Source organism: Paraburkholderia hayleyella (assembly GCF_009455685.1).
Lineage (GTDB): Bacteria > Pseudomonadota > Gammaproteobacteria > Burkholderiales > Burkholderiaceae > Paraburkholderia > Paraburkholderia hayleyella.
In genome coordinates, this window is sequence record NZ_QPES01000001.1 from 843,832 (window position 1) to 857,370 (window position 13,539).

The 13,539-nt window shown below is 42.9% G+C and carries 10 protein-coding genes; 4 read left to right on the top strand and 6 right to left on the bottom strand.

The window, feature by feature from the left end:
• The first annotated feature begins 24 nt into the window (after positions 1-24).
• Positions 25-936, top strand: coding sequence for a flagellin N-terminal helical domain-containing protein (locus GH657_RS03880; RefSeq protein WP_153099501.1), 912 nt, complete (start codon positions 25-27; stop codon positions 934-936).
• A 29-nt stretch (positions 937-965) separates the two neighbouring features.
• Positions 966-2,027, top strand: coding sequence for a hypothetical protein (locus GH657_RS03885; RefSeq protein ID WP_153099502.1), 1,062 nt, complete (start codon positions 966-968; stop codon positions 2,025-2,027).
• A 90-nt stretch (positions 2,028-2,117) separates the two neighbouring features.
• Here the strand turns inward: GH657_RS03885 and GH657_RS03890 are convergent, their stop codons facing one another.
• From GH657_RS03890 to GH657_RS03915, 6 genes are all read right to left on the bottom strand, one after another.
• Entirely contained in the window at positions 2,118-3,050 is a 933-nt protein-coding gene (locus GH657_RS03890) for a hypothetical protein (RefSeq protein WP_153099503.1), read from the bottom strand.
• A gap of 347 nt (positions 3,051-3,397) precedes the next feature.
• Entirely contained in the window at positions 3,398-4,768 is a 1,371-nt protein-coding gene (locus tag GH657_RS03895) for a hypothetical protein (protein ID WP_153099504.1), read from the bottom strand.
• Positions 4,769-4,819: 51 nt separating this feature from the next.
• Entirely contained in the window at positions 4,820-5,827 is a 1,008-nt protein-coding gene (locus tag GH657_RS03900; protein ID WP_153099505.1) for a hypothetical protein, read from the bottom strand.
• 187 nt (positions 5,828-6,014) lie between these two features.
• Positions 6,015-7,103 (bottom strand): hypothetical protein, encoded by a 1,089-nt coding sequence (locus tag GH657_RS03905; protein WP_153099506.1) that lies wholly within the window; start codon positions 7,101-7,103, stop codon positions 6,015-6,017.
• Positions 7,104-7,363: 260 nt separating this feature from the next.
• A complete protein-coding gene (locus tag GH657_RS03910; protein ID WP_153099507.1) occupies positions 7,364-8,803 on the bottom strand; it encodes a hypothetical protein in 1,440 nt (479 codons plus the stop codon).
• A gap of 62 nt (positions 8,804-8,865) precedes the next feature.
• On the bottom strand, positions 8,866-9,891 hold the full coding sequence (locus tag GH657_RS03915; protein WP_153099508.1) for a hypothetical protein: 1,026 nt from the start codon (positions 9,889-9,891) through the stop codon (positions 8,866-8,868).
• Positions 9,892-11,254: 1,363 nt separating this feature from the next.
• On the opposite strand from GH657_RS03915, the gene GH657_RS03920 reads away from it, so the two are divergent.
• Positions 11,255-12,565 carry a hypothetical protein gene (locus GH657_RS03920; protein ID WP_153099509.1) on the top strand — a complete coding sequence of 437 codons (1,311 nt, stop codon included), beginning with the start codon at positions 11,255-11,257 and terminating at the stop codon, positions 12,563-12,565.
• A gap of 157 nt (positions 12,566-12,722) precedes the next feature.
• Positions 12,723-13,487: a glycosyltransferase family 2 protein gene (locus GH657_RS03925; protein ID WP_153099510.1), complete on the top strand. Its 765-nt coding sequence runs from the start codon at positions 12,723-12,725 to the stop codon at positions 13,485-13,487.
• The last annotated feature ends 52 nt before the right edge of the window (positions 13,488-13,539 follow it).

The following is a 13,539-nucleotide window of genomic DNA, read 5'->3' on the forward strand; positions in this document are numbered from 1 at the left end:
GCCCACGTTTTGCAGGAGAGTTTTATGCGAGTTCCCAGTCAGCGGTTTGGCAACATGATGATCCAGACGCTGCGTGCGTCGAATCAGAAAATCTCTCACCTGATGCTGCAGATGGATAGTGGCCGGCGGATTCTGAAGCCTTCCGATGATCCGATTGGCGGCGTGCGTTTGTTGCTGCTGGAGCGCGAGGCTGCAGTGCTGAACCAGTACCGCGGCAATATCGGCACGTTGTCGATCCGTCTGCAGCAAAACGAAAGCCATCTGGATAGCCTGCTCAAGAGCGTGATGTCAACCCAGGACCTGATGCTGGCCGCCGCCGATGGCAGCACGACGTCTGCCGACCTGAACGCCTTGGCAGGCACCCTGGAGAGTCTGAAAGAAACCCTTGTGCAGGGCACAGGTGTCAAAGATAGCGAAGGTAACTATCTGTTCTCCGGCACGCTGACTAGCACGTCGCCGTTGCAATATGACCCGTCGGCGCCCGCAGGTTCGCGCTACTCCTACGCGGGCAACAACGGCCAGCAACACGTGGTGGTGGGGCACGACGTGACCCTGGCTGCCAATACCAGCCTCGAGCATATGGCCGAACTGGTGAATCATCTCGATGCTGCGCTGGAGGCGCTGAAAGCGCCAGGCGCCAATGCCAACGACCCGGCCACCCGCGCGCTGATCGATGCCAGCCTCGGCTCGCTGACCAACGGCGTGAACCACCTGAGCGCACAGATCGCCAGGCTCGGCGGCGCGCAAAACACGCTTGACCTGCTCGACCAGAGCCACGAAGCGATGCTGGTGTCGAACGGCGAGGCGGCGAACATGGTGGGCCAGCTCGACTACGCCAAGGCCTACGACGAAATGAGCAACTACATGGTGGCGGTGCAAGGCACCTACAAAGTGTATGGACGGGTCGCACAACTTTCTCTGTTCGATATCCTTTAATGCACTCATTGATTGGCTAACGACATCCGATGAACGTGCATCTTTCTCCCGGCAGTCTTGAACGCGTCGCTCCGCTAACAAGCGGCGCGAGCGCCCAGACTGCCGCCGCCACGCGCGCCGCAGCAGCGCAGATGCCCGAGGCGTCAGCTACGCCTCAGGCGCGCAAGGCTGAGCGTTATCGCGGCGAGGGCTTGAATGCACGGATTGCGTTTGTCGCGCAGCAGGCCGATTTCAATCAGCGCGTGACGGGTGCGCAACGCACGAAAGTGTTTCTTGAGCAAACACTCACGCATTTGCAAGCCTTGAAAAAAGCGCTTGGCGTGAGCATCGCCGGTGCGCCTGACAGGGCGGCTGTGGCGTCTCGTCTCGCTGCGTTCGACACACACTGGCAAACACGTGCGAGCGCAACAGCGGGCGTGCTGGACAGCGACTTGGGCTATCACGAAGATCATGGTGCACGTCAGCCGTTCCAGATGCGTGCGCTGGAATGGCCCATGGTGAATCACCGTGGCGCCGAGACGCTGACGCTGTATCCCGGTGGCTTGAGCAAGACGCCGGTCACCCTGAGCTTTGATGCCGCGCCCGAAGCAGAGGAGGCACTGGTGCGCCGGATTGACCGGGCGCTCGCGCCAGCAGGCATTCGCGTAGCGTTAAAAGACAGGCAGGACCTGGTGTTCTCGACAGCCGAAGTGGAATGGCCCGAGGTGCGTGACCAGATGATGATTCAGGGCGGTGGCAAGCGTTTTCCGGGGGGCCGCCCGAGCCGGGCGGCCACAACTGCGCTGCCGGGAGCGATTGAGCCGCAAAACTGGAGCATCGGGGATCGATCGGCGCAACGCGACACGCTGCGTCAGGTGGTGCGGGCGTTGGAACAGGTCGGTCAGGCGCAAGCCCAGATGAATGTCTTGCTGGAGGAGGCGAGCGTTTCTATCCAGGCCGGTTTGCGCGCAGGTGTGGACGGACGCGGAGGGGCGGATGCATTTGCGCAAGCGCTGGAACAGCCAACGGGGTTTCAGGTACTTGCGGCGATTGGCTCAAGCCTGAAAGGGATGAGCCGCTCGCGGGTGAACGTACTGTTGAAGGCGCGGTAAGTAATAAGTATCAAGAATGCGAAACGACGTGCCAGGCTAGATGAGCCTGTCGCGTCGTTGGCCCAGGCGCGCTGCGTGTCGCGGTTGAAATTAATAGGAGAGTGACGGGCCGGACGGAGACAGCTTGAGTGCCGATTCTTTCGGTTGATGTTTCTTGCCGAGGTTTGCAATCTGGTCCAGAAAATCAAGATTGCGACCGAAAGTGACTTTGTTGTCCAGCTTGTACTTGCAAATGTAGTTGCAGCCAATGGTCAGCGTATACAAGATCCTGATAAACGAATTATTTAATGCGGGCCAGGGAGTTGATTTTTCATATTCGTCGAGAGCTTGCTGGATTGTATTTTTATATTTGTTGGTGGAGATTTTTTCTGTTTTTTCGGACAGATTGTTTTTCTCGGCAACAAGAAAACGATAAAAATCAAATACCGCCATGATAAGAATATCTTCCTCTAAGGAATATATTTCCATCTCGTTAAAGAGCGAGGAAGCACTTGTTCCCTGATAGCCGTTTAAATATGTTTCGCAATGTTTGGTGAATGCGGAGTCCAGGCCATGAAAGCAGGACGTGAATGCATTCAGGATGTTCTTTTTTTTGCCGGCATTAGTGATGGAGTGAATCTCGCAGAGAGCAAGATCAAGCAGCTCGCAGGTGGAAATAAAATTAAAAAAGCGGTGTTTGTCGGAAGGTTGAGACGGGCAATTTAAATCAGCAATTGAAGCCTCGATTTTGCCGAGTTTTTTTTCGAGTTCACTTTTTTCCCGGATGGAAAGCAGGGAAGAATCGTCTGTATTATCTATACGTGGTGTCGTGCAGGGCGACGTTTCATTGGGTGAATTTCCGGCAGATGAAGAGCGGGAAAGCAGAGATTTTAAGCCCATCGATAATTCTCCTATTGCCGTTCCTCCAGCCTTGGGTTGCTGTTCGGGCATGTTGTCCGATTTTTCTGGCTGCATGACTGGGAGATCCGAACGGGAGGGGCTCGAATTGGAACGGCCTCGGAACAGGGCGTATAGGGTGGTCATGATCGGGATCCTGTTTGTAGCTGTACATGATGGAAGGCCCAGCATTACATGAGGACTGGGCACCCCTATGCGAGACGACATTTCATGTCTCGTGCACTGCCGCCAAACCGCTCAGCGCTTTTTAGCTTGAATAAACCAGCACATGGCGTCGAAAGTGGGCAGCATGGCTTGATAGCTCTAAGTAACTCCATTCGGGCAGTCGTTCCTGAAATTGATGATTATTTATTGTGAACGGCCGAATAAAGCAGATGTTTTAAACGGAGCCACAAGAAGCCCAGGGAACTCTTGTGGCGCTGCCTGGGTATGGATAATGCCGCCTGTTAAAGCAGGGTTATTTCTGCTTCAGGTTATTGGTTGAATGTAATTTGGCCTTTTCTGGCGGTATGCTCATGTTTATTCAATAGATTGAGTAAAAGTTCGATCAATTCGGTTGGGTTGCTAAATATCATTAAGCCTTGGAACAGCCCGTCTTTGACTTGTTCAAGAAATATTTTTGTAGTTAATATGCTGACATATAAGGCAATTTCCAGGCAGTGTTTATTGGATAAAGATCCTTGTTTTTCGATTTCAGCGCAATTTTGTCTAATTGATTTTTTGAGCGAGCCAGTCGAAATCCGGGTGGCTGTCATGCAAGCTATGATTTCCTTGACTTCCTTTGCAAGAGAGGAAATTGTAGGCAGCGTATCATAACGGTTTTCGATTTTATTTTGTTCTAGATATTTTACAAAAAGCTCGGCGATCATGGGTCTTTTTGAAAAAAGTGGTGGATTGGGGATTTTTATTTTGACGGGCAAAGATTCAGTGTCGATTGCTGAATTTTTGGATAGATGATTTGTGGTTTCTAAAATTATTTCATTGATGAATTTATCTAGTTTACGGTAATCTTCAAGCGAAGGGGTCGTGTCCTTAAGAAAAGCGATCGATTGCTGTTTAATTAAAATATTATCTCTCTTCTTATATTCGCAGGTGATGCTATTAATTAAAAGTGCAAGAAAAGTAGCCGTATTACGAAATAAACTATCGCTTTCTGGGTCGGAAAAATTTGTATCAAATACTGTTGTTCCGTTTTGATCCAGGAAAACTTTTTTGTCATGTATTTGATAGCTATAGATGCTGGAAAAATGTAGCAACATTTCGTCGAGGCAATCCTTTTCATTTTCGAATTTTTCCCCGGGCTGAGGGAATGATTTTTTATCTTTAATAAAAGTGACGAGAGTTTTGATCTGGTTAGAAGATAATTTTTTCAGTTGCGAAAAATTATCCAAGAAATAATTGCCATTTATTTTGCTGTCATTTTTTGAGGGGCTGAGGGAGTCCATCCAGATCTTGGATTCAGATGTTTGGTGGAGAGTATTTGGTTTATCGTTTTGTGAATGGGAATTGGTCTGAGTGGTGGAAGTTGTGTTTGAGATGGCCGGCGAAAAATCGGAATTCTGCAAATGTTGGAGATTCGATTCGGTATTTGAAGATGAATTGTTTTTATCTTCGAGGAATTTTTCATTAAAGTTAATGCTGGAGTTTCTGGAGAAATTGTTGCTTTGATGAACATTGCTGTTGAGTGGTTTGTTGTAATATTGTTTCGGATGATTTTGAGCGCGGTTTTCGTTACGTCTTTTGCTACTTTGTTCATTGCAGATTCCGAGATTAAAGGTGTTGCTTTCATTGGAAGGATGCTGGGAAATAGTGTTTTTATTTTGAGTTGGGCGGGATGGAAACATGATTATTAAATTTTTCGTAAAAAGGGATGGGGAAATCTAGGGGGATGTGAGTTAGTGAACAGGTTGCATTGAGTCAGGATTTTTGAGGTTGCAAACAAATTCGTCCGGATTGCTGTGCGTAAACGTATCTTTTAGAAATTCATTATATATTTGATAAGAGTCGCAACAGAAAGCATCAACCAGCTTTATAACAAGAGGGTCCGGAGTTGATACATTTTCAGCGTATTCTTTTTTTGTTTTTCTTAATGATTTTTTTATATCGCCTGTCTTAATGTGACTATTCTTGATACTTTTAATTAATGAAGTCAGGGCGGAGCGATATTCTTTAATGACGCAAATGGCGGATTCTTTGTTATTTTTAAAATTAAGGCGGGTATTTTTGATGAAATTTTCGATTTCTGGAATTTGCTCTTTTATGGTTTTGATAAATATGTCTGCTTTCACATTTTGAGAGAGGTGATTCTTGCGCTCATCGAGCTCGGTAATGTGTTTTATAATATTATGCAGGTTGTTGTTTTGAGTTGTGAGTTCCTGGCGAGATGGATATTTCTTATCGGAAAAGTTAATTTTACATTCTCTTCTGATTTGTAAAACCTTATTTTTTCCATCAATATGTATTTGATATAAATTAAAAGCGGAACTTATCAGATTAATTTCTTCGGTTGCATAAATTCGGCGGCCTAGACTAAGAATAAGCTTGCTTAAGGCCTGGTCACCTTCTTTAGAAACAAGCTCCGTGAACATTTTTTCCAGATCGCCCAGAGAGTCGCAAATGGTTTTTACATTATTAGGCGTTTGGGTGCTGAGGTTTATTTCTTGATTTACATCCGTGAATTTTGGATATTCTAGTTTTTTGATGGCAGTTAAAATCTTTCCATCTGGCGTGTTAGTTCCAGATTGTGAATTTATGACTTTATCAAAAAACATTGGCTGGGCTTGTGTTGCCCGGTTATTTTGTGACAAGGAATCCAGATTTATAGATCGCCCTGTTACATTGTTAGAGTCGGTGTTGTAATTTGTTAAATTGTTATTTGAAGCGGATTTTAAAATTTCACTCATAGTTGATCATATTAATTAAAAATAAAACTATCTCGTTGTTTGATGATGGAAGCGGTATATTAATCAGTAAAGATTGATGATGCAAAATTGTTACTGATTAAATTTTTTTGAAAAAACAAATCTACCGCTGCCATGACTATTGGCCGAAAATAATTTCGAATTTCCCGCGCACTTGGAATGCTGCATCTTATTTAATAGATTCTGCTAATTTTTTGGTGGCTTGGTAAAATCTTGGGGGATTTGAAAAATAAACCATCCCGGTTAAAAAGTCGTGATAAATAGAGAAAACGCCAAGTGACATGATTTGTGCAAGGTTGATGGCAAAACGATCAGATTTGCCGGTTTTATCTATATGAGATTTGTATTCATTTATTGCATTGGTAAATGACTTTTTAACGTCTCCAGTTTTGTAGTGCGTGTTTTGCATGCTTTTGACGAAAGAAATCGCTTCATTTAGAGTGTTTCTATATTTTTCTATATCGGCGATTTTAGGTTGGGTGAGTTTATTATCTAGATATCTTAAATAAGAAAAGAGAGGTTCTAAAATATTTTTTTCGGTGTTTGTATTTTTGTATTGCGTAATTAATCCGCAATAATCTCGACGGTTGTTTTCTGGTACCAGTGGCAATTTCTTTTGTTGATCATAAATTTCATTTTTTATAATCAAATCGACCTGATCTTTAAGTTGCGTTAATGATTCTAGATGCAACAAGGCAGTGTCTGGGAGATGGAGCTTTACTTCTGATTGAATTTGAATTTCCTCGATTTTTGTTAATGCCTTATTTTTATGCTCAATAAATTTGCTCAGCAAATCCATTGACGTTCTCATTAGCTCTCTTGCTTTTGTATCGTGCTTGAACTTGCTCGTAGAAGAATTTTCTGTTTCTATTTTTTCAGACAAAATTTCTTCTTTATTTATTAAGGTTAGACCTGAAAAAATAGTTAAAAAATTAGGAAGATGTGTATTGATAATTTTGACGGTTTTAGCGCAATCGTCGTTAGATGGTGTTTCGGAAATAGGTGGAAAAGTAAAATTTACAATTAAATTTTTGAATTGCTTTATGGCTGGCTCGGAGCGGCGGATATTTTCCTGATTACATAACGTATTATTGATTTTTATCGATTTAGGTTGAATAGTTTGCTGGACAATCCCCGTTTTTTTGGGGTCAACTTGAACATCGTCGTTGGTGTTCTGGTTGATGTGAGGCAGCGGAGTAACTTGGTTGTCAGGGGAGAGATACTGCTGGTATGAAGAGGAATTATGAATTGATGTCATATTTAATGCATGTACCGATATAAAGAGAAGTCAAAAAATATCCTGACAGGCAGGAGCGAGTACTCATACATCTTCGATGCGGAAAAACATTAACGGTTATTTATAAATTTGATCTGAAAAGTCGTTGATAAAGCGGCATTTGAGTAACATCCTGAACGGATTGGTTCCCGTTCAGGATATATGATATTTATTCGTCGCAGGATGTTTATTCAATTGCATGGAGTTTGTAGTGCGCCAGCAATTGAATAGCTAAATGAAATTTAAAGATCTTTGGAGAGGTTTATGAATTTCATAGGTCTGGAGTAAGAGACAAAATCACTTAATGACCCGGTGGCAAGCAAAAATGAAAGCAGTGCGGCGGTTTGAGCGAAACGAATAGTCCATTCATGACGTGGTGCTCCATTATTCAAATATAACTTGTAATTTATAAGTGAGGTTTCAAATTCTAGTTTGATATCTTTAGTTGAAAGATGGAGCCGCTTTAGCTCGTCGATAGCCTTATTCAGATTTTCTTTATAAGCTCTGAGCTTTTCAAGCAGCTCTCCACGACTAAGGCTAGAGAAATCTGGAAAATACGGTTTCAAGGCTGTGGGTAATTCAGTCAAAGTGGAATTGTGAGTGTAATATGAGATGCAGGAGGAAAATTCTACTTGTAATCGAATTAAACAATCCTTTATCGAAATAAAATCATTTGGAAGATGAAGATTCCAATATGAATTCATTTTCTCAATTCTGCTTTTCAAGTTGTTTTCCGCGAGGATGTGACGTCGAAGAAATTTGAGCGCGGTTTGGTATAGATCGTAAGCAGGGGTCAATTTTTTAGGTGCGTTTTGAGTTTCTATTTTGTTATGTAAAAACAGTTCTTGAAAGGCCTTAATTTTTTCATTATCTAGTGTTTTTCGGATAATTTCTGCATTATCAAACTGCTCCTGGCGGAGTAGTTTGTTTTCAGTATTTGACTGGACTGGATTTTGACTGGATTGAATAGAGCCAAGTATTTCATTGAAATTGATGAAATTAAAAATGGGTGTGTCTTTTTCAAATTTATTACTGTGAGTATATTCAAGCTCGGGGAATTTTGTGAATTCAGCGATAAACTTGTTCAGATCAAGTGACTGTTGGAGATGTGTATTGACAACGCTTACGTTTTTATTGGGTGAGATAGGAGGCGGTTCAGTTTGAATACTGTTTTTAGATTCAATTGTAGTCTTAAATTTATTGCCGGGATGAAGTAGTGGGTCGTTAAAATTCGATTCCGGAAAGGTTTCAGTTTTAAACTCAATTGAGTTGGAAGAAGAATCGCTTGCTTTTTCGTTAAATGGCTTTGGTTGAATAAATTGAGTGTGGTGGGCGGTTGAATTTTTAGGATTTTCAATCTGTTGAACAGACGGGTTTTGACCAACGGGATATGATATTTCCTGGTTAATTTGATAAATATTCGTCGTCGACGACGATGGGGAAATACTCTGGAAGGAGGAATTCTTTGACATAGTTTTAGAGAATTTTAAATGATGAAAACTAGGCGTTGCATCATGACAGACGTCGGACGCACAAAGCTCCATTTTTTTTACAGTGAAATGTGAGCTACCGCTTGCCGAAAGTAATGAAAGAAGTTGCGACGCGCGTACGCGTAACACGAGTGCTGAGTAACACGCTGGACGAGTTAGTTCCGTCCTGATGTAAGCAAACTGGGGTGCCATCGAGGTTCCTTGGCGGGATGGCACATTGAGCAGACAGGCTGAGCAATAAAAAATGACGAGCGCTAGGACAGCTCAAGGGATAATTTGATAAATTCTATCCGCTTTGAATACTCGGTTGAATATTTCAAATAATTTTGATGGGTCACCACACAGCCAAGAATAATCAACTGGGAAAATTTAATGACGTCTGGATTTCTATTTTTTTTAGGTATCTTTAGATATTTATGTAATTCTTTTTTTAAAGCTACTTTAAAACTGCCTGAATGAATTTTCAGTTTTTTGATTTTCGAAAGTGCCTTTGTGATGGAGCGTTCTCGGACCATGTTATTTTTTAGATCGTAAAGAGCGGTTGCTTCGTCGCCAGATTTTCTGTATTTAAAAAAAACATCGGAATTGGGAATAGTATTTTCAGAAATATTGCTGGGTTGAATAGGTTCGCTTGATAGATATAGGTAATAATATGTATTGTATTCGAAATTTATATGGTCAATCAACGCTTTGGCAGCCTTTAATCCTCCTTCTATTTGGGCTAGAGAGGGTAGCGGTTCGATCGATTCAATAAAATCTATCTCATGTTCGTGCAGAATATTTTCAATCTGATTTTTCCCGGCAAGGAAATGCCGGTAAAGCTTGGTTGATGCCTCGAGTAAATGATGATCTGCTTCTGAAAGCTCGGAAAAAAGAGGCGCGCCAAATTTAAGGTTTCCTGCTTCAGGATTATTTTTATCCAGGCCGAAATATTCAATAAAACTTGTTTCTAGATAAGGAATTGAATTTTCGAGAATTTCAGTATCGATTTCGTTGATGGATAAATCTAATGATGGAAAAATAAATTGGTTAAAAGCAGTGGGGAAATCCGGGGGGAGCGTCGTAAAAGATGTTGCGACATTATATTCCGGAATTTCACATGAAACATTGCTGGAATTTAGTGGGGTTGTTGCTGTGATCTGGGGGTGATGATGGATCTGATTATCGAGTTTATTGTCGAAATCAAATTTTGAAGATTGATTGCTATTTATATCGGAAGATGTCAGTGAGAATGAAACCTTGCGACGGGGCGAGTTTGGATTTATGCGAGGGCTGAACATATGATATAAATAAAAAAAGATTATGAAAAAAACAATCGGATGCATAGCTCATGACAAGGTGACAAATACAGTACGCTATCGGTTGGGTAAAGGCATCTGAATGGGTGTTCTTCAGTTAATTTTATCAATTATGTCGCCTGTTAAATTAATTCACATATTTCCAAATTTTGGCCAGCTTAAATAAAATGCAAAATTTGTGTCGTAGAGGATAAGTCATATTATTCACGACACGGTATTAAAAACCTGTTTAGTCTAACCTGACAAATCGCCATGGAGAAATGACCTTGTTTACACGGCTTGCGTAACGTCAGCGGTTAATTGGTTCCAACCTGGATTCATTGTTGTGCTATTTCCGGCGCGCCTGGCGCGCCTATTACCCAGAACGATATGCGGCATGACTATGTGACATGAGGCTTGGCACGGTATGCCTTCAGGACAGCTGCCACAAGTCTCGAACCTAACACAGGCACTCCAGGATGTGTGATGCACCGAAGTTTGCCACGATGATTTTTAGAAGAATTGCTCTTTAGTTGCCCAACCCGCGCATCCTCTTTGCCCAGATATAGCTTGCGTGCTGTCGGCACATCGGGCGTCATGGCTGCTAGCTAAACCCGTCGCGGAATAACCCGGTCAGGACGCATGCATCGTTAAGAGCGGCTAGATACGATGGAATAACTTAGGTATTTCATACCACCGGGGTTGCTTCGGAACAATGCAGGAATGGCGAGAACGCTATAAATATCATTAGTGAAAGAATTTGTTACGAGACGATAAATTCAATTTATGCGTTTTGGGAAATAAATGAGTAAATCGGTCGTCAATTTCTAGGAATTTTCTGAGAGAAAAATCCCGTTGCTTAAATAAAAAATGACTGCCGACGTGTGATGAAGTATTTTTTTGATATGAGATATCTGCTATCTGGCTTATATTAAAAGGACTCCGCCTATTATTGAGATAACTGTGGGTGTTGCTTATATTGGAATGGATTGGTTTTATCTTCCTAATTTACTAAGACTGGTTGAGACGCTAGTAGTCATGCTGCATTTAATATGGGACGTAAATCGTTACAAATAATGAGATGTGATGGGCTTCGCTTTTTTCTGGATCAATGTTTGAATTTGGGTTGTCAATGCTTGAGGTAAGTTCCGAGTCTGCTGGAGTCTGTTATTTAATCAGGTTCTATGAAGCGATATTTTCCGGGAAGAGACGCTGGAGATGGTTTGAGTTTGAAATAATGCTGATTATTGTTTTTGATATCACTTTTGGTCAGCCCGCCAGCATGCGTTTGTTGTCTGTTGTCAAGCAGCTGGATCTCATGATTTAAAAATATTTTCGATGTCTGTAATTTATTCAGAGTGAAATCATGTTTGAGAGAAATTATGGAAAGAAAAAAATTGCAGTCATGTTAACGGGGTCGTTGAATAAATATGATTATGAATATGCGCGTTGTACACAATCACTTCAGTTTTTACTCGAGGATTGGGCGGTATCGTATTTCGCGGTATTGCGTGAGGAATTTGCGCAGCCGGATGTGCTAACAGGTCTTAGGGCTGCCATTCGAGGTATCGAGATAATTATCGTTCCAGCCATTGAAACAGAAATAGCATTGAGAAATTTATCCGCTTTGCCGATAGACTCCGCACTGCTGGTGATGTGGCATGAAATAGCCTATGGCGCGGAGAAAATACCTGATTTATTGCAGTATGAATGGGTCATGCGCACGCGTTACGACATATTTTTTCATCATCAGTATCTTCCAGAATTAAATGGTAACGATCGTGATATTTGGCTACCTGGACAAATGAGCTGGTCGGGTTCGAATGACATGATTTGTGTGGGTGCACCAAAAGAATTTTTGCAGTATGCACAAACTTTTCAGCGAATAAAATATATTGTCGCGGTAGAAGGTATCGTTGTGCCAGAAGCAGTATTGGCGAGATCGCTCGCGCTTGCCGAATTGCGTGAAAAACGGCTGGAAATGCGCTTTATTATTTATTGCGCTGCCTTGCATTCACAAATGAGCGATAACCAGTTGCGCATACTGGCGGATCGTGACCCAAGCCTGTCGGCATATAAAACAGGTAGGCCGGAAGATACGACTGAAGCGCGAAAAAACTACATTGAAATGATTAGGGCGATAACGGGACGGGATGCACTTTTTCCATTGCATGAAACGGAACATGCGGGGTTTAATTTTTATCCAGTCGAAATTGACGTTCGTGATGGCAGTGGTTTTCGCTGGCTAGGGTTGCATGGGCACTTGAACCGGCCATTAAACCAGCTCGCAGTGGGTATTTCATTTCGAATTAATTATTTTGTAGTGGGCTGGAATTTATCTAGCTTGACTGTTCTGGTAGAGGGTATACCCGTCTTACTCGAAATCAGCTCAATGGATTCTTTTGGTCGCCTGCTGGTTTTTGGCCGGTTTAATCATGTGCCGTTGCGTCGCCCGTGGAGCAAGATCGGCTTTTCATCAAAGCATCTGGTAGTGCCGTCGTCCCTGGATGGGAGCCATGAAGATCATCGAGCGCTCTCCGTTGCGATAAGCGATTTTCGGGTGATTGAATTACTGGCAGGGGAGCTGCAGAGGGTTGCCGATACGGTCAGCAAACAGCCATTCGGTGAAAATGATGCAGATGAAAAAATCGCCTCATCGTGCGATAAAGGATATTAACAATGCCGGGCAAAAATCAGGACATTGAACAAATGTTTTAAAGATAATCCGGATGGAAAATTAATCTGTTGTACCGTTGCTGGTTAAACATGAAGGACTGTGTTGGCGACGGAGATATACATAGGTTTGTATCATTAAGTTCGTTAATGAGGATGAGATGTTAAATATCGTTATTACAATGGCTGGAAGTGGGAATAATTTTACAAAAGAAGGCTATGCTACTCCTAAGCCACTGATTCCGCTAAAGGGTATTCCGATGATACGTGTCGTGATTAATAACTTACGTCCGGCATGTGAACATCAGTTTATTTTTATTTGTCAGAAAGCCGATGTTGAGCAATATGGCCTGGCAGAAAAGCTCGAACAGTGGGCTCCTGGCTGTCGTGTGATTGGTATTGATGGGTTAATGGAAGGTGCCGCATGTGCGGTGCTGGCTGCAAGAGAATTTATTACGCCCGCTGAACCATTGATGATTGCAAATGGCGATCAATATGTTGATGTCGACATTAACGATTATCTGGCGGATATGTCGAAGGATGGCCGGGATGGCATGATTATGACGATAACCTCTAGCCAGCCAAAATGGCAATTTTTCTGTTCGATGTCGGAAAATATCGTGACGAACGTCACTGAAAAACAGATTGTTCCCGCTGAGGCTGCGGTGGGCATCTATAATTTTCGCAAGGGAGGCGATTTTATCAAGGCTGTCACCTCGATGATTAAAAGAAAACATAAAGCGCATGGTGAATATTATGTTGCGCTGGCTTATAACGAGATGATCCGGAAAGGTGCGCGGATTGGGATTCACAATATTGGCCAGGAAGCGGCTGGCATGTATGGGCTGGGTATTCCAGAAGAACTGGATTTATTTTTATCGCTTCCTGTTTGCTCGCGGGCGCTGGAGAACATGAAATGGGCGTGATTTTAACGAGATCTTGCTAATGGTTTGCATAATTCGTGCAGTGCGAATGAGG